21 protein-coding genes are annotated in these 20,533 nt (G+C 51.3%); all 21 read right to left on the bottom strand.

Features of this window, described 5'->3' with window-relative positions; all coding sequences use genetic code 11:
• Nucleotides 1–46: 46 nt before the first annotated feature.
• The 21 genes from HPT30_RS02720 to hisD all read right to left on the bottom strand — a co-directional run bounded on the left by HPT30_RS02720 (nt 47) and on the right by hisD (nt 20,522).
• On the bottom strand, nt 47–685 hold the full coding sequence (locus tag HPT30_RS02720) for a GDSL-type esterase/lipase family protein (protein WP_175369965.1): 639 nt from the start codon (nt 683–685) through the stop codon (nt 47–49).
• An 84-nt stretch (nt 686–769) separates the two neighbouring features.
• Nucleotides 770–1,876, bottom strand: coding sequence for a PdaC/SigV domain-containing protein (locus tag HPT30_RS02715; RefSeq protein WP_175369964.1), 1,107 nt, complete (start codon nt 1,874–1,876; stop codon nt 770–772).
• A 262-nt stretch (nt 1,877–2,138) separates the two neighbouring features.
• Complete coding sequence (locus HPT30_RS02710; protein ID WP_175369963.1) at nt 2,139–2,894, bottom strand: SIMPL domain-containing protein; 756 nt, start codon at nt 2,892–2,894, stop codon at nt 2,139–2,141.
• Between the two features lie 133 nt (nt 2,895–3,027).
• Nucleotides 3,028–3,552, bottom strand: coding sequence for a GNAT family N-acetyltransferase (locus tag HPT30_RS02705; RefSeq protein ID WP_175369962.1), 525 nt, complete (start codon nt 3,550–3,552; stop codon nt 3,028–3,030).
• 114 nt (nt 3,553–3,666) lie between these two features.
• Nucleotides 3,667–3,936 (bottom strand): HPr family phosphocarrier protein, encoded by a 270-nt coding sequence (locus HPT30_RS02700; RefSeq protein WP_019914358.1) that lies wholly within the window; start codon nt 3,934–3,936, stop codon nt 3,667–3,669.
• Nucleotides 3,937–4,034: 98 nt separating this feature from the next.
• The gene (gene whiA, locus HPT30_RS02695) at nt 4,035–4,964 is read right to left on the bottom strand and encodes a DNA-binding protein WhiA (RefSeq protein WP_175369961.1); all 930 of its coding nucleotides are present in this window, start codon (nt 4,962–4,964) and stop codon (nt 4,035–4,037) included.
• 64 nt (nt 4,965–5,028) lie between these two features.
• On the bottom strand, nt 5,029–6,036 hold the full coding sequence (mgfK, locus tag HPT30_RS02690) for a gluconeogenesis morphogenetic factor MgfK (protein ID WP_512699060.1): 1,008 nt from the start codon (nt 6,034–6,036) through the stop codon (nt 5,029–5,031).
• A gap of 18 nt (nt 6,037–6,054) precedes the next feature.
• Nucleotides 6,055–6,954: an RNase adapter RapZ gene (rapZ, locus tag HPT30_RS02685; protein ID WP_175369960.1), complete on the bottom strand. Its 900-nt coding sequence runs from the start codon at nt 6,952–6,954 to the stop codon at nt 6,055–6,057.
• A 57-nt stretch (nt 6,955–7,011) separates the two neighbouring features.
• Nucleotides 7,012–7,962, bottom strand: a complete 951-nt coding sequence (locus HPT30_RS02680; RefSeq protein WP_175369959.1) for an ROK family glucokinase — start codon at nt 7,960–7,962, stop codon at nt 7,012–7,014.
• 332 nt (nt 7,963–8,294) lie between these two features.
• Complete coding sequence (locus tag HPT30_RS02675; RefSeq protein WP_175369958.1) at nt 8,295–9,563, bottom strand: DUF438 domain-containing protein; 1,269 nt, start codon at nt 9,561–9,563, stop codon at nt 8,295–8,297.
• A 45-nt stretch (nt 9,564–9,608) separates the two neighbouring features.
• Nucleotides 9,609–9,836, bottom strand: coding sequence for a DUF1858 domain-containing protein (locus HPT30_RS02670; RefSeq protein WP_175369957.1), 228 nt, complete (start codon nt 9,834–9,836; stop codon nt 9,609–9,611).
• A gap of 794 nt (nt 9,837–10,630) precedes the next feature.
• On the bottom strand, nt 10,631–11,584 hold the full coding sequence (trxB, locus tag HPT30_RS02665; protein ID WP_175369956.1) for a thioredoxin-disulfide reductase: 954 nt from the start codon (nt 11,582–11,584) through the stop codon (nt 10,631–10,633).
• A 193-nt stretch (nt 11,585–11,777) separates the two neighbouring features.
• Nucleotides 11,778–13,478, bottom strand: a complete 1,701-nt coding sequence (locus tag HPT30_RS02660; RefSeq protein ID WP_175369955.1) for a tetratricopeptide repeat protein — start codon at nt 13,476–13,478, stop codon at nt 11,778–11,780.
• 262 nt (nt 13,479–13,740) lie between these two features.
• Nucleotides 13,741–14,691, bottom strand: a complete 951-nt coding sequence (locus HPT30_RS02655; RefSeq protein ID WP_066375716.1) for a ribose-phosphate diphosphokinase — start codon at nt 14,689–14,691, stop codon at nt 13,741–13,743.
• Between the two features lie 25 nt (nt 14,692–14,716).
• Entirely contained in the window at nt 14,717–15,544 is an 828-nt protein-coding gene (hisJ, locus tag HPT30_RS02650) for a histidinol-phosphatase HisJ (protein ID WP_175369954.1), read from the bottom strand.
• Nucleotides 15,545–15,559: 15 nt separating this feature from the next.
• The gene (hisIE, locus tag HPT30_RS02645; protein ID WP_175369953.1) at nt 15,560–16,294 is read right to left on the bottom strand and encodes a bifunctional phosphoribosyl-AMP cyclohydrolase/phosphoribosyl-ATP diphosphatase HisIE; all 735 of its coding nucleotides are present in this window, start codon (nt 16,292–16,294) and stop codon (nt 15,560–15,562) included.
• Nucleotides 16,291–17,049: an imidazole glycerol phosphate synthase subunit HisF gene (hisF, locus tag HPT30_RS02640; RefSeq protein ID WP_175369952.1), complete on the bottom strand. Its 759-nt coding sequence runs from the start codon at nt 17,047–17,049 to the stop codon at nt 16,291–16,293. The genes hisIE and hisF overlap by 4 nt, the downstream gene beginning before the upstream one ends.
• Nucleotides 17,050–17,067: 18 nt before the next feature.
• Nucleotides 17,068–17,805, bottom strand: coding sequence for a 1-(5-phosphoribosyl)-5-[(5-phosphoribosylamino)methylideneamino]imidazole-4-carboxamide isomerase (hisA, locus tag HPT30_RS02635; RefSeq protein WP_175369951.1), 738 nt, complete (start codon nt 17,803–17,805; stop codon nt 17,068–17,070).
• A gap of 186 nt (nt 17,806–17,991) precedes the next feature.
• Nucleotides 17,992–18,615 carry an imidazole glycerol phosphate synthase subunit HisH gene (gene hisH, locus HPT30_RS02630; RefSeq protein WP_175369950.1) on the bottom strand — a complete coding sequence of 208 codons (624 nt, stop codon included), beginning with the start codon at nt 18,613–18,615 and terminating at the stop codon, nt 17,992–17,994.
• A gap of 1 nt (nt 18,616) precedes the next feature.
• Nucleotides 18,617–19,225 (bottom strand): imidazoleglycerol-phosphate dehydratase HisB, encoded by a 609-nt coding sequence (gene hisB, locus HPT30_RS02625; RefSeq protein WP_175369949.1) that lies wholly within the window; start codon nt 19,223–19,225, stop codon nt 18,617–18,619.
• Nucleotides 19,212–20,522, bottom strand: a complete 1,311-nt coding sequence (gene hisD, locus HPT30_RS02620; protein ID WP_175369948.1) for a histidinol dehydrogenase — start codon at nt 20,520–20,522, stop codon at nt 19,212–19,214. The genes hisB and hisD overlap by 14 nt, the downstream gene beginning before the upstream one ends.
• Between the last annotated feature and the right edge of the window lie 11 nt (nt 20,523–20,533).

The raw sequence follows: 20,533 nt of genomic DNA, 5'->3' as shown, positions 1-20,533 counted from the left end.
TTTACATATTCGATCGGACTTTATGCTCATATCCTACGCCTGTTAATCAGTACAGCATTCCGTACCCGAGTCCATCCAGTTTGCTCGCAATCACCCGATATCCCCGTCCATTGGGATGAAGATGGTCAATCGATAGCAAACCTCGCTCGTTACCGGCGAACTCACCGTAGATCGAAGCGAAACCTACTACCCGGCTGCTGTAACCAGAAGCATACTGGTTAAATTGACGTACCCATGCTGTCGCTTCCTCTACTTGGGGGTAGGGATTATACAATCCCACGATTCTTATGATATAAGGCTCCCGTGTACCCGCCTTCAATTGTCCAAGCGAGTTCATGATGCCGCCGAAGTTCTGCCTACATTCCTGCAATGATTTTTGCAGAACCCTGGGTGAAATCCCATTAGGGCCTGACCCCGACTTTGCTGCACGGATTAGGTCATTGCCGCCGATAGATATCGTGATAATGTCCGCTTCCCGCACCGATTGCCGGAAGACATTGCTTCTACGCAGACGTTGTTCCAGTTCAGCTGTAGTCATCCCATTAACACCCAGATTGGACGAGGCCACGAAGGAACCCAGCCTGGACTCCGCCGTTCTGCGGTATACTGGCACAAATCCATTGCCCGGCAACGCCCCAAATCCGGTCGTCAAGGAATCACCCAGCGCTGTATACTGAAAGCTCATAACTCTCCCTCCCCGCTCTATGCTGGACCTCTATGTATCATATGAGCCTTGCATAGAATAGGTAACGGGGAGGTGTCCTTGGCTCTATTTTAAAGCGGAAAACGGGCTACCCCCATTCGGTAACAACTCCTTGAAAGTGAAGGCGAATTCAGGGAATCCGGCAGCGTATGGAGTGTATTCATAAAGTTGGAAAAAGATAACGACCTTACCGTCTTTCAAATAGTAACTTTGCTCCGTATTCAGGCCTGTGAAGCCGCCAAAATAACTTTCATCAGCTTTGAATCGCTGGCTCAGCTTGGTATTCAGGTCTTTCTTGTAATTGGGATTAGCGCCGAACAGATCACCCAAGAGCAGCTGTTTCCCATCCTTCAAGGAGAAGGTGAAGGCCTGACGGTAGGACATACCATGCGCGCCTCCGCTATAACCATACTGATTCAGCAGCACACTCAGCACACCATTTTGATTGTAGGTCACCGCATATCCTGCATCATATGAATAAGGCGGACTCTGCTTGTCTCTGCCTGCAATGTCCTCTTCAGCGCTAGCTGCGAATCTCATGGTCGACTGCTTGAGTGCAGCGTTGATTTTCTGTTGTACATCCGTATTAGCTAGCCCGCTTACCTGTGGGTAATCGAGGTTGATGACTGCCCCCTTATCCTCACTACCCTTGGCATAATTCGCCGTGGTAATTTTCAGTGCATTCTGCGGACTGACCATGAGGTTCAGGCGGCCAGACGGGGCGTTCCAGTCACCTTTATAACCCATATAATCAGTCAGAAGTCCCAGTGGAACATATAACCGGTTATTGACGTTTAGTCCTTCATAATCGTTAATGAAAAAGTTATTCACCGTGATGGACACCCCATACGAAGAGACCAACAGCTTCATCTTCGCACTGTCTTTTCCAATCGTATAGGCACTGTCCTTTTGACTGTAGGTTACCGGAAGCTTCACAACATCGCGCAGAAAAGTTACCGGTACAAAAACCTGTCCGTTTCTAACGATTCCGGTCTGCTGTGTAAGGGCACCATTCCATTTCAGAACTGCCACTGTGTCCGCTTTGCTCGGATTCTTAACGGCAGGTGCAGCAAAGCTAGTATGTACTGGCAACACGCCTCCACCCAGCAGCAGCCCCGCCGCCAGCAGGCCCACACCCCATTTTCGTCCATTTTTCATCGATATCTTACTCATTATCATTTCTCCCTCCGAGTCTTTTGCACTGCTTTAATTATAGAGAACCCGCTATATGCAGTCGTTACAATTCTCTTTACAATTCCTTAGTAAATTAGCAGCTAATTAGCTAGTGTTATTACATTTCATTAAACAAAATGAGAGAATTCCTACCTTTCTAAAGAACATCCGCAGCAAAAAGAGGCCACTCCCTCCGCTCACGCGGCAGGAGATGGCCCCTTCATGATTTCACACTGTCGTCATTTAGACCCAGACTTCTAGTTTATTTCAATTCATAGGTTACATTAAGCTGTGTAGTTACTTTAACTTCTCCCGGTTGAACGGACGTGCTGCCAGCGGCATCTGCCGAAGCGGCCATCGACTTTAACGTTTGATCGAAGAACACCGGCTGGCTGCCAATATCGCTTTGGCTGACACTAATCACCTGACCCAGGCTGCGCTTAGCGGCTTTGGCAATCGCACCAGCTTTAACATCAGCGTTAGCCATTGCTTTTTCAATAACCTGTGCTTCGAAAGCAGAGCTGTCCTCTACTGCAAAACGTGCATTGCCGATATTGTTAGCGCCTGCAGCTGAAGCAGCATCCAACAACTCTCCTACTTTTGCCAGATCACGGTAGGCAACCACCAAAGTATGATTAGCGTTGTAGCCTTTTACCTGCTGTCCTTCTTTTTCATTGTAGGTGTAATTGGGCTGTACATAGAACTGGGTACTTTGAATGTCCTTATCCGCAATCTTCCAAGTGTTCTTCAGTAGTGCAGTGATTTTTTGGATCTTGGCTGCGTTCGTTTTCTGTGCTTCCTGTGCCGTTGCTGCCGAAGTGTCTACAGCGATGGACAGGTAGACGATATCCGGCTTGATCGACAATTCGCCTTTACCGACTACATTCACGACATTCTTCTGTACCTCATCCGCATAGGCCGTGGCAGTTCCCTGGAATACAGCGCTCAAAGCACTGCCTCCAACGAGCAAACTCCCTGCCAGCATTACCGTTCCAAATGATTTAGCCAATTTATTCATGTTTACTATCCCCTTTCAGTCTTCTTGATTAGTTGGTACCCTTTAGACGGGACGGGTTGGCAAATGTTGCATCATTTTATATCGGAACACAAAAATATTTATCGATTATTCCAGACTCTTTTCAAGTTAATCCTCAGCTCTCAATCCAGAAGCGACGGATGACATTCCCATCTCCCTCGGTATAGGGCTTATCTTCGACGCCGCCGTTATTGGCAATCGTCTTCGCGGATCCTGTATTCACTGTATCACAGAGCACCAGCACTTTATTAATACCGAGCTCCCGGGCCTTCACCAGCGCCTGCTTTAGCAATTCTGTAGCGTACCCCTTACGTCTGGCCGCAGGCCTGATCCCATAGCCGATATGCCCACTCACGAGTAGCCCTCGCTCGGTTAAAGTGTGTCTGATATTAACAGCGCCGACAACTTGCCCATCCTCGGTCACCAGCCAAAATGTTGAATTCGCCACCCAGCCTTCCGGTAGACCCCGGCCTAGCCGGTTCTCCTCCAGGAAGTGCAACATCGCTGCAAAATCACTAGGATCCTTCTCTACAACCCAAGGAACGATATCTTCCCCGCTATCTACCCATTCCCGGTAAAATTCCAGATAGGCCTCTTTATACTCAGGACCCGGCGGTACCAATCTCACATGTTTCGCCATAACTATACACCTCATTATCAATAGTCTAATAAATTCAAATTTATAGTTTTCAATATGAAAAAAAGCCCACAAAGGGGCTTTTGGTCCTGCCGAATATAAAGTAAGGCCTTACAATTATTGGTTCTCCAGTTCTTCCTTGCTCACCAAACTGGTCAAAGCGGTTACAGCTTGATCCGCATCAGCGCCATCTGCGCTAATATAAATCTCCGTGCCGGAACTGATCGCCAGACTCATGATACCCATAATGCTCTTAGCGTTTACTTTTTTATCGTCTTTTTCCACGAAAATCTCCGACGAAAACTTGTTGGCTTCTTGCACGAACAATGCTGCCGGCCGAGCATGGAGACCCGTCTTCAGCCGTACAACTACCGGGTGCTTTGTCATGAAACACTTACCCCCTAATTGAGATCTGCCCAAAAATTTCACATTAAATTTTATAATATTATATCATTATTACTTATTCCACACTAGAAAAAAAATACTTAGCCGCCTCTTACCTTATCCGCCAGCTCATCAATCTTCCGCAGTCGGTGGTTTACGCCCGATTTACTGACCGTTCCCTTCAACATCTCACCAACCTCTTTAAGGTTGATATCCGGGTGCGCCAGCCGTATTTCTGCTACTTCACGCAGCTTATCCGGCAGGCTTTGCAGGCCAACTTCCCGCTGCAGCAGCTTGATATTCTCAATCTGCCGCACAGCTGCACTGATGGTTTTGTTCAAATTGGCCGTCTCGCAGTTCACGATCCGGTTGACGGAATTACGCATGTCGCGCATAATCCGCACATCTTCAAATTTGAACAAGGCCTGGTGCGCCCCAATCAAGCTAAGGAATTCGATAATTTTCTCGCCTTCCTTGATATACAGAATGAAGCCTTTTTTTCGCTCAATGCAGCGAGCATTCAGGTGAAATTCACCCGCAAGATCCACTAACGCCTTGCAATGCTCCTCATACATAGAAGCAATCTCCAGATGGTAAGAGGAGCCCTCCGGGTTGTTGACCGATCCGCCCGCCATGAATGCTCCGCGCAGATAAGCCCGCTTGCAGCAATTCTTAGCGACAATTTCATGGTCAATCCCATCCGTGAAAATAAAGCCCTCGGAGACGATTCTTAAATCATTCAATATCTCCTGCACATGGCTCGGGATTCGAACGATATAGACATTATTCTTCTTCAAACGCATTTTTTTACGCACGAGCAGCTCGATATGGACCTGGTAATATTTCTTAAGCAAAGAATATACCCGTCTTGCAATCGCGGCGTTCTCCGTCGAGATGTCAAGAACCACCTTTTTGCTTGAAAGCTGCACCGAACCGTTCATCCGGATCAGGGCTGACATTTCCGCTTTCTCACAGCAGGGCTGGCTCTCCACCATCGTCAGCTCTTTTTTGGTAAGTGCCGCAAAAGACAAGAATCTCACCTCTTTCATGATATCACTTTATTACCGCTACGGGAAATTCCGCAGACAACTGAAACTAAGCCTCGGGGCCCGATCCGTTACTGACAGGTTTTCTGGTCATCCAGTCCTGTACAAGCTGGTAAATGTGATGGCTTAACTTATCCGTATCATGCCTTAAATACGTCCGAAATAGTACAAGCTTATCGGCAATCACCTTATAGCGGTTGCTTTCAAGCGCCTCCCGGTCGAGCTGCACCGGACGTGCGCCCTTCTCGGCGTATTTACTCTGTACCTGCTCTGGGATTTCGCCATCATTGACGATGACGTAATCGAACAGATGCAGCCCAATATGATCATAGACCGCCTGGAGGTGATCACTCACGGTGTAATTATCCGTCTCTCCGGGCTGTGTCATGACATTACAGACAAAAATCTTGATCGCATTCGAATTCACGACCGCCTCCGCCAGCTTCGGCACAAGCAGGTTCGGCAGAATGCTGGTGTAGAGACTGCCCGGTCCAAGAAGAATTGCATCCGCCTCTTCAATGGCCTGCAGCGCTTCGGGGAGCGGTTCCACATCGGCAGGCTCCAAGAACACCCGCTTGATGACACCACCGGCTTCCGGAATCTTCGATTCGCCGGTGATAATGCTGCCATCCGCCATTTCGGCATGCAGCACAACCGCATCGCCCGCAGCCGGAAGCACCCGTCCGCGTACGGCGAACAATCGGCTGAGCTCACGCACAGCGGTGACGAAGTCACCGGAGATATCGGTGAGCGCCGCCAGAATCAGGTTGCCGAGGCTATGCCCGGCAAGCCCCTCACCATTGCTGAAGCGGTATCGCATGATATCCGCCATCAGCGGCTCCACATCCGCCATCGCCGTGAGGACGTTGCGGATATCGCCTGGAGGAGGCATCTGCAGCTCACTGCGCAGAATGCCGGAACTGCCCCCATCATCGGCTACCGTAACGATAGCCGTTATATCAAGCGGCTTTTCCTTCAAACCGCGAAGCATTACAGACAGTCCGGTCCCGCCGCCCATCACGACGATTCGGGGACGCTGTCTTTGTTCTTCAGCCACTATTGATCCCTTCTCTCGTTAATGCCGATCACGCTCGGAATCACGATGACTGACCGTGACGGATTCCGTCTCGCTGACCCCCAGCATTTTACCCAGATATTCCGATATCGCTACCGAACGATGCTTACCTCCGGTACAGCCAATGCCAATAATAATCTGGGATTTACCTTCCTTGCGGTACTGGGGAATCAGAAAATGAAGCATATCGAGCAGTTTGGTCAGGAACGCCTGCGTTTCAGGCCATTTCATTACGTACTCATAGACATCACTATCCTGGCCTGTGTGAGGCCGCAGGTGATCCACATAATGCGGATTGGGCAGAAAGCGGACATCGAAAACGAGGTCTGCATCAATGGGTATTCCGTACTTGAAGCCGAACGATGTGATATTGACAGAGAGTGTGCTTTTTCCAAGGTGGGAAAAACGAGATACAATCTTCTCCTTCAACTGCGCCGGTTTCATGCTGCTGGTGTCCAGGTACTGGGTTGCTGAACTCTTCAGTTCTTCCAGCATTTTGCGTTCCAGCTTGATACCATCAAGCGGCATGCCCTTAGGGGCAAGCGGATGCCGGCGCCGGCTTTCCTTGTAGCGCTGGACGAGTACGGAATCGGTCGCGTCGAGGAACAAAATCTCGCAGCCGATGGTGAATTGTTCTTTAATAAAACTGAGCGATTCAGACAGGGCAGTGAAAAATTCCCGTCCCCGCAAATCGATGACAAGCGCGACCTTGGCGATTTTACCTTTGGACTGCTCGATCAGCTCTGCAAACTTCGGGATCAGCACGGGCGGCAAATTATCGACGCAGAAGAAGCCTAAGTCTTCCAGACTCTGAACAGCGATCGTCTTGCCCGCACCCGACATGCCTGTAATGATGATCAGGGTGGCTCCTCCGGTCGGAGCTTCCTCCAGTTCCGTCATCAAGCGTCCCCTCCTATCGGATATTATATGAATAAAGGCGGTCTTTCGAGAACAACTCTAAGAGCGAAGCAGCAAGCCTGCGGCGCCAACAATACCAGCATCATTACCCAGCTCGGCAGGGATAATGCTTACGCCACCCTGAAGCGGCTCAGGCGCCAGCTTAGCGAATACACGGCGAACCTCATCAAATAGAATATCTCCGGCCTTGGACACGCCTCCGCCTACAATAAAGCTCTCAGGGTTAAGCACAGCAGCTACAGCAGCCATAGACTTGCCCAGATAGAAGGCAGCACGGTTAACGATACGGATCGCAACTTCGTCGCCAGCTTTTGCCGCATCGAATACTTCCTTAGCAGCGATTTTCTCCACCATGGACAGGGAAGTACGATCACCGCGTGCTACAGCGTCATTGGCCATACGAATAATTCCCGTTGCCGAGGAAACGGTTTCCAGACAACCCATCTTGCCGCAGCCACATTGAATAGCTTCCAGATCCGGCACAACAGAGATGTGTCCAAGCTCACCAGCCAGGCCTCCGAAGCCTTGATAAATCTTACCGTTAATGATAATACCGCCACCGACACCGGTTCCGAGAGTATAGCAAACACAATTGTCTACGCCGCGTCCCGCACCGCTCCAGGCTTCGCCAAGAGCTGCCACATTGGCATCATTGTCTATTTTGACAGGCTTGTTTAAACGCTCCTCCAGAATGGCACGGATCGGCACATCCCGAAAACCTATGTTCGGCGCAAGAATGATGATTCCTTCACGGATATTTGTGAACCCGGCCACCCCTGCTCCCACACCGGCAAGCTGGTCCCAAGTGTATGGAGAGTCTTCAACGATTTGACGTACGTACTTTACGATATTATCGATAACCGTATCGACGCCTTCTTGGGTCCCTGTCGGACCTTCATAAGTATGCAGCAGGTGCCCCTCGGCATTGCAGATTCCAACCTTGATTGCGGTTCCGCCCAAATCCACGCCAACGTAGATATTTTCAGACATGTAACAAGCCACCTTTTTCTATACTAAAATAGTTAATCCTACGTACCCACTATAATAGAAGCCCTCCCTGCGGTCAAGGAAAGGCGATACACCCGGCTTTTTGTTATATATCTCCTGTAAGACTGATTAATTCTATATTAGTAAGTAGAAACGGCTTTGCCGTCCTTTAAGGGATGGTATTCGTTTCAACGGGAAATATAAGGATAATTTGTAGCGTAGAACATATAAATATTTATATTTTAAAAAAAGACTCCCTGCCCACTGGGGTAGAGAGTCTTATATTTCACTACCAGGACTCCCTGGTATATTATAATCCACTCGCAATGCTGATGTTACTCCGATAAAATGCGTTTCTGTCCCTCGAGCGCCCGGATCGGAGCAATATTCTGCGTAAACTCCAAAGTGCCCATATAGTTACCTTCCTTATCGCGCACAGCAAAGTAACGGATATAGATGAATTTATCCTTGATCGCAATCCAGAAATCCTCGGCATCCTTGCGGCCCGCCTTGAAATCTTCCAGCAGCTTCTCTACTGCATGCACACTTTGCGGCGGATGGCAGTTCTGTACTGTACGGCCGATAACGGCTTTGGTCCGGGCGAAAATACGCTCCTTGCCGTGCGAGAAATACCGCACCACGTCGTTCTCATCTATAAAAGTCAGGTCCACCGGCAAATGATTGAGCACGGTCTCCAGTTGATGAAGCGATAACAGACCAGTCTCAAAACGGATAAAGCCCTTCGGTACAGTTCCGCCTTCTTCTTCTGAGGCTGCGAATTCCGCAGCTCCCTCCGGCTCCGAGGCACGCTCCGGTATCCATTCCTGCTCAGGGAAGGTCAGGCAAAAACCGATTTCATCGCTTTCCCGGGCAATCTTCACCCATTCATCCTCAGTCAGCTTGTCGAGCGCCATAGGGAATAGAATATTTTCTTCCTTAAATATCATTTCATTAACTTCCTGGATGATCTCTGTCAGCAACTCGCCAACTTCCTTCTGATTACCCCGATAAGGACTCAGCTGCGCCTTGGCGGTCTTAATCAGGCTGCGGATGCCGTCATCGACGCCCCACATCACTTTGGTCGGACCATAGATCCCGTATTTCTCTAGATACGGGAACAAAAGATTTTCCTTACGACTATAATGCTTGTCGAGGTCCAGCAACAGACTGAGGTCCTCCAGTAGCTTGTAGACCATTTCCTCGCTGTCCGCTCTCCCGAATTTGTCTGCGTGCAGAGATAGACGGAAGTTCAGGAGCTTTTCCACCTCACGGTTCTCCAGCTTGAATGTATGCACAGGGTGTCCCGGCTGTTCTTCCGGCGTCGAGGAACGGTGAATCTCCTCTATTGAGCCTTTAAAAATTGCCGTATGCACGGAACACAGGCGCTGCACCTCGGAGACCGGAATGCCCTCCTCTGTCATTAGCGAATGCTCCATCGCGGAAATTTCGGCTACCGTCACATTCCCTACCGCTTCAGCGAAGCGGGCTTTGACCTCCTCTACGCTTTTTCCAGCATGCAGTTCCTTGATAATCTCCTTTAGCATGGCTTGACGGCGGGTCTGCTCTGGCACTGTGGTTTCACGGTTATTGATCAGTTCGCTCATTGGTATTCCTCTCCTTGTCTGTAATAGGGTCAGCCAGCGGAACATCTATTTCAGAACCTTGAACCCCCGCTGCTCAAAAGCCAGCTTAACGGTATCCGGGTCCATTTTCTTTAACTTGATTCCCTTGGACAGAGTCATGAAACGGCCGGCCGTCTGCAGCATTCCTGGTTTGGCAATATCGTGAAATCCTAGCTCCACCATAATCTCCATTACCTCGGGGTGCCTGCCTACCAGCTCGAAGATGGATTCATCCAGCTTCAGCACCTTTTTCATCTGTGCTCCCCCTCACTGAGAACTGTTCTCAACATCAGATTATCATAGGAAAACAGGCACCATAGTGATTGCAATCACAAAGTGAAAAAAAGAGTTCTTAAGAGGGTAGATAGAGATTTTCAGGCAACAACTTTCGATAAATGTAACCTCTTCAACTATGTAGATTGAACTTGGATGTTAACTAGGTCTATGGTTGTCATTGCGGCAAGTGTTTGGACTTCCGGCTGCGGTTGTCTCCAGATTTCTCGGGATTGTACCGCTATTCGCGGATAAAACCCGGAGCGCTTATGCCTATGCTTCCGATGCCAGTTTTCTTTCGAAAAGCTTTTATGCCGACACTATCGCTCCTACAGATCCAAAAATCCAAAATCCCCTTCCAATCCGTTCCCTTAAGTAAATTTTTCAGTTCAGGCCATATAAGAGCATTTTTGTACCTTATATTTCTCAAATAGAGGCATATAAGCAAACTAAGAGCATTTTTGTAGCTTATTTTTAAAAGATCACGTTAAAAGGGGTATTGTGGAAGATTTAAGGTACAATATTGCACTTAATTTCTAATAACCACTAATTGCAGACTATTTAAGATACAAAAATGCCGTTAATTACACTTCGGAAATCATGATTATTAACTCAGGCTTTGTTTGTCATTCTAATTCGTCTATATAGATGAAATTTACGAATAATCTAGGAGGAAAATATTGGGTACGAACGTGCTCCATATGGAGATTTAATCTAAACATAAAAAAAACCGCGTACCCTCAACGGTACGCGGTTGTATTACATTGAAAATATGCTTATTTATCGAGAGTCTCGCTCCAGTCATGCACCATGGTACCTTCGAGGAACTTCTCTGCATCCATTGCAGCCATACAACCTGTGCCCGCAGCCGAGATCGCTTGGCGGTAACGGTTATCCTGCACATCGCCACAGGCGAAGACGCCTGGAATATTCGTCTCCGTTGTACCTGGGTTCACTACAATATATCCGCCTTCATCCGTGGTAATTTGTCCACCGAGGAATGCCGTGTTTGGGGTGTGCCCTATAGCGATAAATACACCGTCTGCTTCAACAAGCTCTTCTTGCCCCGTCTCATTGTTGCGCACCGTCAAGCCCTTCACGCCAGACTCGTCTGTCGTGACTTCAAGCGGAGTCCGGTTAAGCGCCCAGGCTACCTTGCTGTTGTCTCGCGCACGATCCTGCATGATCTTCGAAGCGCGCAGTTCGTCCCTACGGTGTACCAGCGTGACGCTGGAAGCAAACCGGGTCAGGAAGCTGGCTTCCTCCATCGCGGAGTCGCCGCCGCCGACCACGACAATCTTTTTGCCGCGGAAGAAGAATCCGTCACAGGTTGCGCATGTGCTGACCCCGCGCCCCACGTTGTCCTGCTCACCGGGAATACCCAGATATCTGGCTGAAGCGCCGGTCGAGATAATCACCGACTCCGCCTCCAGCACGCCTAATCCATCTACCGTTACTTTGAATGGACGCTGGGAGAAATCAACAGACTCCACCCAACCATTCTTGAACTCTGCACCGAAGCGCTCGGCCTGCTTGCGCATATTATCCATCAGATCAGGACCGAGTATTCCTTCAGGGAAACCTGGGAAGTTCTCTACTTCTGTAGTGGTGGTCAGCTGTCCACCCGGCTGCAAACCTTCAATGACCAGCGGGTTCAAGTTGGCACGTGCTAGATAAATAGCAGCAGTCAGCCCGGCCGGGCCTGTTCCGATTACAATTGTTTTGTACATCACAGTGGCCTCCTCGCAGATAGGGTTTTATAAGAAGAAACGGGGGCCGTCCTCTGAAGAAAAGGAGCGACATCCGTTTTCTCATCAAAAAATAAAGACCATTCATATCATAAAAACTATAAATTGTTATATTTCCAGACCTCTTCCTGTAACGCCAGACACTTATCTGTTCTCGGTAAACGGAGTCAAACTACTAGTTAATTTCACATTCTGCCGCGATCCGCTTGGCATAGCGGCTGACCATCGATTCGGTGACGCCATATCGCTGCGCGACTTCCCGGAACGTGACCGGCCTCTTATGCAGCTTGGCGGTTAGATACTCCAAGGCGGCACACCAGCCCTCAGCGTGACGGATGTAAGGCACATCCGGGTACAGCCGGCCGATGAACTGCTGCCAGAGCTGCTCGGCGTCCTTCTTCTGGCCGGCATCATAGCGGCGGTCCATCATGCTGGCGGTCTGGTCAATGACCCGCTGCCAGTCCTCTTTCCATTCCGGCTGTCCCTTCTGGAACAAGGGTGCCGGTTCTGGATCTTGCTGCAGCGGCGCGTTCTCCACCGGGCCACTGCCAATCAGCTTCTGCAGGCTAAGCAGAGCGGCCTCCTGCAGTTTCTCCTCCTGCAAAGGCTGTTGGCTAAGCAGGTCTTGTAGAATCTCGGACATCTCTGCGTCGTCAATCCAGCGCAATGCTTCGGTGACCTGCAGCTTCGTGTTGGTATCGCCATAACGCAGCGCCCAGAAGAATGAGGAGCGCAGCAGCGGATTGGTCTTCACTTCCTCGGCGAAGCTGCCCTTGTTATCCTTCCACAGCTTCAGCTTCTCCTGAAAGGGCAGTTGATAGTTGTAGCTCACCAGCGGCATTTCGATCCCTTCACTCTGGGCTTGCTCCAGCTGGGCTAAGAAGAACTGCGGGACCACCGATTCGGGGTCCAGCTTGGTAACTTGCCGCCAGCAGCGCTGGGCTTCGGCATAAAGCCCGCTGTTGCTGGCTGCAGCCGCACAGTAATGGTAGAGGCTAGCATCCCCGCCGACCTCTTCATCCTTCAGCAGACGGCGGAAATGGCCGTAAGCGGTGCGGTGGCGGCCCAGAATACCCATGGTCGTTGCCAATTTGAAGACATGCTCCTGGTGGAAGGGAACTGTAGCCTCTAGCATGCGTACCAGCCCGGTAAGTTGATCCCGGTCCCCTTCATATTGCAAGAAGATCGCCAGATTGCACAGGGCATGCAAATTGCCGGAATCTTGCTCAAGCACCTCGGAGATGCACTCCCGGGCCTTGGCGAAACGCCCCATATAGAAATAGGCCAGGGCCAAATTGTTATGTGCAGCGAGAAAGTCCGGAGTAGCGCTCACGATCTCTTCCAGCAGTCCCACTGCCTGCGTAAACTGACCAGCTTCCAGAAGCGCCCGGGCCCGGTCATGTTCCACGACCCCTTCCCGGCTCTTGATCCGGTTCAGCGGTGCCGGGCGATCCAGCTCGTACTGCAGCAATTCCATCAGTTCCTCGGATTCAGCCAGGAACTCTCCTTTGGCATCCTCTTCCAGATATGTGACGAGCGCCCGCTCCGCCTCTTCAAAGCTTTCCATATTAGCGTAATTATTAGCCATATAGAAGTGGCATTCCGTCATTCCTGGATCTATTGTTTCCAGAACTTGAGCCAATATATCATTCGAGGCTTCGTATTTGCCCATCTCTGATAATATACCCGCCATGTTGCAATGATTCACCGGATTATCCGGTTCGTACTCTACAGCCTTGCGAAAATGTTTTAATGCCTTATCATATTGAAAGCGGTCCAGCGACCGAACGGCTCTTTCAAAGAAAAAATTGGCATCCAGAGTGACGGGGATCAGCTTGCTGTTCACCGCATCGTTCTCTGAAGTGGTTTCCATCATGGAAGCAACGCACCTCCCTTGTAAGCTTCCTTTATCCTTATAAAAAATAGGAGAGTGGCGCCCTGCGGCAGCCCTACTCCTTATTTAAGGTCTCTGTCGTTTCCAGTAATGGTTCCGACTGTCTTCACACAGTATACCACATGTATCAAGGAGATTCTCACCATGCGAATAGGGTTCTGACTGCAAAAACAGGAAAAGAAAGCCTTCAGAGAGAGCCTGAGACCTCAATCATGAAGATTACGCATAAAAAAAGACGGGGAATCTAGATTCCCGCGTCTCTGAATAATTGATCAATGGAGCCACCTTCCAGAATGATGCGCGTAGCCTGTGCCAACATAGGGGCGACAGACAATACTTTGAAGCGGCTGGAGTGGTTATCAGGCAATGCGATGGAATCGGTGACCACGACTTCCTGAATGTTAGGATGATCCAGCTTCTCTAATGCCGGCCCGGAGAACAGGCCATGCGTAGCGCAGATGATGCTGTCCTTGGCCCCTCTTTCCTTCAAACCCTCGACCACATTAACAATCGTGGTTCCCGTATCAATCAGATCTTCTATAATAATAGGCGTACGCCCTTCCACATCACCGATCACATGAGTAATGACTGATTCATTATGGGCTGGACGCTTCTTGATCATGATCGCGAACGGCGAGTCCAGACGGTTCGCCAGCTTTTCAGCCATCGATGCACGTCCGGCATCCGGAGAGACGACCACGAGATCCGTAAGCTTCTTATTCTTCAGATATCCGCTGATCAGGTCAAGCGCCGTCAGATGATCGACAGGAATATTGAAGAAGCCCTGAATGGCTGCTGCATGCAGATCGATCGTAATGACGCGGTTCGCACCCGCTGTGGTCAGCACATCCGCCACCATTTTAGCCGAGATCGGCTCACGCGGTGCGGACTTGCGTTCCTGCCGGGCATACCCGTAATACGGCACAATAATATTGACGGTGCGAGCCGATGCACGCTTGGCGGCATCAATCATTACCAGCAGCTCTACAAACATCTCATTGATGGGATGAGAGAGGGATTGCACCAAAAATACGTCGCAGTTCCGGATGCTTTCTTCGTAATGCACGTAAATCTCGCCGCTCTTGAAGCGGGTCAGCTTGATCTGCCCCAATTCCACTCCTAACCGTTCCGCAATATTTGCGGCCAGCTTTGGATTCGACGAACCGGAAAAAATACGCAATTGATGATGATGCATGACGCCCTCCTGCAAGATTATATTTTTATAGTTCAAACGGTACGAATGTGCGCTTGCGACCCTCGAATACCGCTAACTCGCGGAAGCCCGTCTCCCACAGCAGCCTGCGTGCCTCTTGAAGGCCTTCGCCGAGCTTAGCTGGGTCATGAGCATCAGAACCAAGGGTAAGCGGAATACCGAGCGCCAGCGCCTCCTGAAGCACATGCTCCGCCGGGAACATCTCGGCGCAGGGCTTAGTCAGCCCGGAAGCGTTCAGCTCCATGGCGATGCCACTTTTAGCAATGGCTTGCAACGCGCTGCGTTCAAGCTCCTTTACCTCAGCACGACCTTCAGGGCTTTGGGGCCCATAGCCGAAGCGCTTAATCACATCCATATGTCCTATAATATCATATAATCCCGATAACGCCGACTTCCTAACCGCATCATAATATTTCCGGTAAACGTCCAGGGGATCCTTGCCCTCCCAGCCGTGAACTTGCCGGAAATCCGTGATATCCCACTCTCCCAGAAAGTGTACGGAACCAATTAAATAATCCCACGGGTACGGAGACAGCAGCTCACGAATCTGCTCCTCGTAGCCTTCGATATAATCAGCCTCCAGGCCTACTCTCAGATCAATAATGCCCCGGTATCGCTCTTTTAGCGACAGACACTCTTCCACATAGCAGGGCAGCTCTGACAGTGGCATCGCCATCTCGGGATAATAGCTGGCCGGGTCCACATGAATCAACGGCAAATGATCAGATAAGCCCATTTGTTCCAGACCCAGCTCTATCCCGCGCTTGACGTACTCCTCCAGCTTGCCCACAGCATGCCCGCAGCGTTCATGATGGGTATGATAGTCGATATGCATTTCTTAAGAACCCCCTTAGTCGCGGCGTGGGCGTTCGTGACGAGCGCTTAGTTCTTCCATGATCTCGTCCAGCGGCAGCTTGCGTTCCTGCAGCAGCACGAGCAGGTGGTAGATCAGATCACTGATCTCCAGGCGCAGCTCGGCGTTATCTTTATTCTTGGCGGCGATGATCGTTTCGGAAGCTTCTTCGCCTACTTTTTTCAGAATCTTGTCGACGCCCTTATCGAACAGATAAGTTGTGTACGCACCTTCCGGCCGTTCTACTTCCCGCTCAGCAATGACGCGTTCCAGTTCGCCAAGCACCGCGAAGCGCTGAGCGTCTGAAAGATTGGCTGCAGCAGTGTCCGCTTGCGCATCTTTCCCTGCGTCCAGTGCCACCTCAACTGTTCGATTAAGCGGAATCTCGCGGAAGAAGCAGGAGGTCTCGCCTGTGTGGCATGCGGGGCCTTCAGGAACCACTTTGACCAACAGAGTATCACTGTCGCAATCATAATGAATGGAAGTGATTCCTTGGGTATTCCCGGAAGTACCGCCCTTATGCCATAGTTCACTGCGCGAACGACTCCAGAACCAAGTCTGTCCACTCTCCAGCGACAGCCGCAGCGATTCCTCGTTCATATAGGCGAACATTAGAACCTCCAGCGTATTTGCATCCTGAACGACTGCAGGCAGCAGACCTGCCTCGTTCCAGCGGATGCCCTCCAAGACCTCTTGTTGTGTCAGCTCTTTCTTTCCTTGCTCCTGGCTCATCGGATCTCCACCCCTTTTTGCTTCAAATCAGTCTTTAACTCATGAATAGCAATTTCTTTATAGTGAAAAATGGTAGCGGCCAGCCCAGCATCCGCTTTTCCTTCCGTAAATACATCGTAAAAATGCTCTTTCTTCCCGGCCCCGCCTGAGGCAATCACGGGAATGCTGAGCAGATCGCAGACAGCGCTTGTCAGCTTCAGGTCGAAGCCGTCCTTTGTGCCGTCAGCATCCATACTCGTAAGCAAGATTTCACCTGCTCCCAGTTTTTCCGCTTCCTTGGCCCAGGAAAGTGCACGGATTCCGGTGGGCTTGCGTCCGCCATGCGTATACACTTCCCACTCGCCCCAAGCATCATTGTATTTGGCATCAATAGCCACGACAATACATTGGGAACCGAAACGCCGGGCACCTTCCAAAATTAGCTGCGGATTGGTTATAGCCGCAGTGTTGATACCAATCTTATCCGCACCTGCGCGCAGCAGCCGCTTCATATCCTCCGGTGCAGAAATTCCGCCGCCGACGGTAAAAGGAATTCTGATCTCACCTGCGGTCTGCCGTACCACCTCAATCATGGTCGCCCGGCCTTCCACTGAAGCGGAGATGTCCAGAAATACCAGCTCATCCGCACCTTCGCGGTCGTATAGAGCTGCCAGTTCGACTGGATCACCAGCGTCGCGCAAATTGACAAAGTTGACGCCTTTGACTACCCGCCCGTCCTTGACGTCGAGGCAGGGAATGATACGTTTAGCCAACATAGATGATATCCCCCGATCTTATTTCTGTCCCAGCGCCTTCAGTGCTCCGCCAAGGTCGATGTTGCCAGTGTAAAGCGCTTTACCGACAATTGCGCCGCCAATACCACTGCTGCTATGCACGTTCAGACGCAGCAGGTCATCAAGGCTGGTCACACCGCCGGAAGCGATCACTGTTTTGCCGCTGGCCGCTGCCATCGACAGAATGCCTTCCACGTTCGGACCCTGCATCATCCCGTCCCGGGAAATGTCAGTGTAGATAAAGGTCTCAGCACCTTTGGCCGCCAATTCCTTGGCTAGATCCTCCGCACGCACCTCCGAGGTTTCCAGCCAGCCATGCGTGGCTACGAAGCCGTTCCGCGCATCAATGCCGATGGCTACCTTGTCGCCGTATTTACCCAGCACGGCTTCCGTGAATTCGCGGTCATTGATCGCCGCTGTCCCGATAATCAAACGACTGACCCCGAGGCCCAGCAGCTTTTCCACATCGGCAAGGGTACGAAGACCTCCACCAACCTGTACAGGAACATTCACACTGGAAGCAATGGCGCCAATAATGGCATCGTTGACCGGATGCCCGGCCTTCGCTCCATCAAGGTCAACCAGATGGATAAACTCTCCACCTTGGGCTTCCCACGACTGCGCCACCTTCAGTGGACTGTCGCTGAAGATTGTTTCCTGATTGTAATCGCCCTGTTGCAATCTGACGCATTTTCCATCCCGGATATCAATCGCCGGATACACTATAAAAGAAGACATTGACGCTCCCCGCTCTCGTTGCAAAATGGTTATAGCCCAGCAATGGGCTTATGTTTGTTATAGCTGATACGGTTATTGTTACTCTCGGAACTAGTATTCTAATTCTCGTTGCTACGGTTTTAGCACCTTACTTTTAGCCCTTACTTGATTCTCAGACGCTCATAGCCCGTAGCCGTTAAAAATCCCCTAAACCCGTTCCCTAGTAAGCTTCAAAAAATTCCCCAGCAACTGCACGCCGAGCTCCCCGCTCTTCTCCGGGTGGAATTGCATGCCGAAGACATTACCCTGTCCGACGATTGCCGTTACCGGATGACCATAATCAGTCACGGCCAGCAGATTGCTCTCCCGGCCCACTTCCACATGATAGGAATGGACAAAATATACATGTCCTTCCTCTAGCCCTTCCAGCAGTGGACTCTCAGGCTGGCGGAAGCTCAAGCGGTTCCAGCCCATATGCGGCACCTTGTAGCCATCACGGGGCGCAAAACGTACCACGGAGCCTGGCAGAATATCCAGGCCATCATGTGAACCGTGCTCCTGGCTGCTGCTGAACAGCAGCTGCATGCCGAGGCAGATACCGAGGAGTGGTTGCCCAGCGGCAGCGGCCTCTTTTACCACCGTATCCAGGCCGCTCTCCCGCAGATGCTCCATGGCATCGCCAAAGGCGCCGACACCCGGCAGAATAACGCTGTCCGCAGCCAAGATCTGCTCACGGTCACCCGTCACCAAAGACTCGCAGCCCAAGCGTTCGACGGCTTTGCTAACACTGTGCAGATTGCCCATGCCATAATCGACGATTGCAACAGCCATGTTACAGCACTCCCTTAGTGGAAGGCACACCCTTCACACGAGGATCAATCAAGGTGGCTTCATCCAGTGCACGTCCCAGCGCCTTGAACACAGCCTCGATCATGTGGTGCGTGTTGGAGCCGTAGTGTACGATGACATGCAGGGTAATCCGTGCTTCCAGTGCGAGCTTCCAGAGGAATTCATGCACCAGCTCTGTCGAGAAGCTTCCTACCTGCTGAGAAGGATACTCTGCCCGGTACTCAAAGTGAGGCCGGTTGCTGATATCAATAACAACCTGAGCCAGCGCCTCGTCCATTGGAACGAACACACTCGCATAACGCTTGATTCCCTTTTTATCGCCCAGCGCTTCACGCAGCGCCTGCCCGAGACAAATACCGATATCCTCCACCGTGTGGTGATCGTCAATATCAATATCGCCATTCGCCTGAACTGTCAGATCAAACTGGCCGTGCTTGGTGAAGAGATCCAGCATATGGTTCAGAAAAGGTACTCCAGTCTCCAGCTCCGAAGTCCCGTTCCCGTCTACAGCAAAGGACAGCTTGATGTCCGTCTCGTTCGTTGTGCGGCTTAACCCCGCTTCGCGTGCCACCTGTCCGTTATTGCTCTCCATGTCCGTTTCCACCTTTCAGTTCGTTCTCCAGTCTGATTTCAATGGCCCGCGCATGGCCTTCCAGCCCTTCACGGCGCGCCAGTTCTATAATCGTCTGCCCGTCACGCAGTAAAGCTTCCTTACTGTAGTAGATCAGGCTTGATTTTTTAATAAAATCGTCCACATCCACAGGGGAGGAAAAGCGTGCCGTTCCATTGGTCGGTATGATATGGTTCGGTCCCGCAAAATAATCCCCCACTGGCTCCGAGCTGTACGCGCCCAGGAAAATCGCACCAGCATTCTCGATGGCTCCGGTCAGGCTCATCGGATCAGCGGTTACAATCTCCAGGTGTTCCGGCGCCAGCCGGTTAACGACCGAGATGCCCTCTTCCATCGACTCTACGACGATGATCGCACCGTAATTCTCTACTGAGGCCCGGGCGATGGCCTGCCGTGGCAACGCCTGTAATTGCCGCTCCACTTCGGCGGCAACCGATTCCGCCAAGCTTTGCGATGGCGTCACCAGAATGGCCGAGGCCATCTCGTCATGCTCGGCCTGTGAGAGCAGGTCAGCAGCGACATAAGCCGGCTCGGCGGTCTCATCCGCCAGCACGACAATCTCGCTTGGACCGGCGATGCTGTCGATATCGACAGCCCCGTACACCTCGCGCTTCGCCAGCGCGACGTAGATGTTGCCGGGGCCGCAGATCTTATCGACAGGCGCGATGCTTTCCGTGCCGTAGGCCAGCGCGGCTATCGCCTGCGCACCGCCGACACGGTAGATCTCGTGTACGCCTGCTTCCGCGGCGGCCACGAGAATATAAGGGTCAATGCCTTCCTTGCCGCCGGTGGATGGCGGAGTCACCATCACAATCTCCGGCACGCCCGCGATCTGGGCGGGGATGACATTCATCAGCACGGAAGAAGGATATGCCGCCTTCCCGCCAGGGACGTATACGCCCACCCGCTTCAGCGGGCGAATGATCTGGCCGAGGATGGTGCCATCCGGCTGCAGATCCATCCAGGAATTGCGTTTCTGCCGGGCATGAAACGCCCGAATGTTAGCTGCCGCCGCGCGGATGGCGGAGACAAACGACGCCTCAACCTTCCCGTAGGCTGCCTCCAGCTCCTCCGGCTTCACCCGCAGTGTATCCGGCGTCAAGAGGGCGCCGTCATGACGCTCCGTGTAACGGAAAAGCGCAGCGTCTCCTTCTTTTTTTATATCGGCCACTATTTCCTTCACGGCCTTATTCTGCTCCGGGGTTCCATATTCAACTTCCCGCTGAAGATTGAATTCTTTACTTGATTGGATCTTCACTGCTGGTTCCT

It is taken from the genome of Paenibacillus agri (assembly GCF_013359945.1).
Lineage (GTDB): Bacteria > Bacillota > Bacilli > Paenibacillales > Paenibacillaceae > Paenibacillus_AQ > Paenibacillus_AQ agri.
The sequence above is the reverse complement of the archived record's forward strand: the minus strand, read 5'-3'. Positions and strand labels throughout refer to the sequence as shown.

Coding starts and splice junctions, on each gene's coding strand:
- hisB (WP_175369949.1), bottom strand. CDS start 19,225: ATGGAGAGCAATAACGGACAGGTGGCACGCGAAGCGGGGTTAAGCCGC.
- HPT30_RS02715 (WP_175369964.1), bottom strand. CDS start 1,876: ATGAGTAAGATATCGATGAAAAATGGACGAAAATGGGGTGTGGGCCTG.
- HPT30_RS02700 (WP_019914358.1), bottom strand. CDS start 3,936: ATGACAAAGCACCCGGTAGTTGTACGGCTGAAGACGGGTCTCCATGCT.
- HPT30_RS02660 (WP_175369955.1), bottom strand. CDS start 13,478: ATGATGGAAACCACTTCAGAGAACGATGCGGTGAACAGCAAGCTGATC.
- HPT30_RS02720 (WP_175369965.1), bottom strand. CDS start 685: ATGAGCTTTCAGTATACAGCGCTGGGTGATTCCTTGACGACCGGATTT.
- hisA (WP_175369951.1), bottom strand. CDS start 17,805: ATGTCTTCTTTTATAGTGTATCCGGCGATTGATATCCGGGATGGAAAA.
- hisF (WP_175369952.1), bottom strand. CDS start 17,049: ATGTTGGCTAAACGTATCATTCCCTGCCTCGACGTCAAGGACGGGCGG.
- HPT30_RS02710 (WP_175369963.1), bottom strand. CDS start 2,894: ATGAATAAATTGGCTAAATCATTTGGAACGGTAATGCTGGCAGGGAGT.
- rapZ (WP_175369960.1), bottom strand. CDS start 6,954: ATGACGGAACTGGAGGAAGCTCCGACCGGAGGAGCCACCCTGATCATC.
- HPT30_RS02675 (WP_175369958.1), bottom strand. CDS start 9,563: ATGAGCGAACTGATCAATAACCGTGAAACCACAGTGCCAGAGCAGACC.
- HPT30_RS02680 (WP_175369959.1), bottom strand. CDS start 7,962: ATGTCTGAAAATATCTACGTTGGCGTGGATTTGGGCGGAACCGCAATC.
- HPT30_RS02670 (WP_175369957.1), bottom strand. CDS start 9,836: ATGAAAAAGGTGCTGAAGCTGGATGAATCCATCTTCGAGCTGGTAGGC.
- HPT30_RS02705 (WP_175369962.1), bottom strand. CDS start 3,552: ATGGCGAAACATGTGAGATTGGTACCGCCGGGTCCTGAGTATAAAGAG.
- HPT30_RS02655 (WP_066375716.1), bottom strand. CDS start 14,691: ATGCATCATCATCAATTGCGTATTTTTTCCGGTTCGTCGAATCCAAAG.
- trxB (WP_175369956.1), bottom strand. CDS start 11,584: ATGTACAAAACAATTGTAATCGGAACAGGCCCGGCCGGGCTGACTGCT.
- hisJ (WP_175369954.1), bottom strand. CDS start 15,544: ATGCATATCGACTATCATACCCATCATGAACGCTGCGGGCATGCTGTG.
- hisIE (WP_175369953.1), bottom strand. CDS start 16,294: ATGAGCCAGGAGCAAGGAAAGAAAGAGCTGACACAACAAGAGGTCTTG.
- hisH (WP_175369950.1), bottom strand. CDS start 18,615: ATGGCTGTTGCAATCGTCGATTATGGCATGGGCAATCTGCACAGTGTT.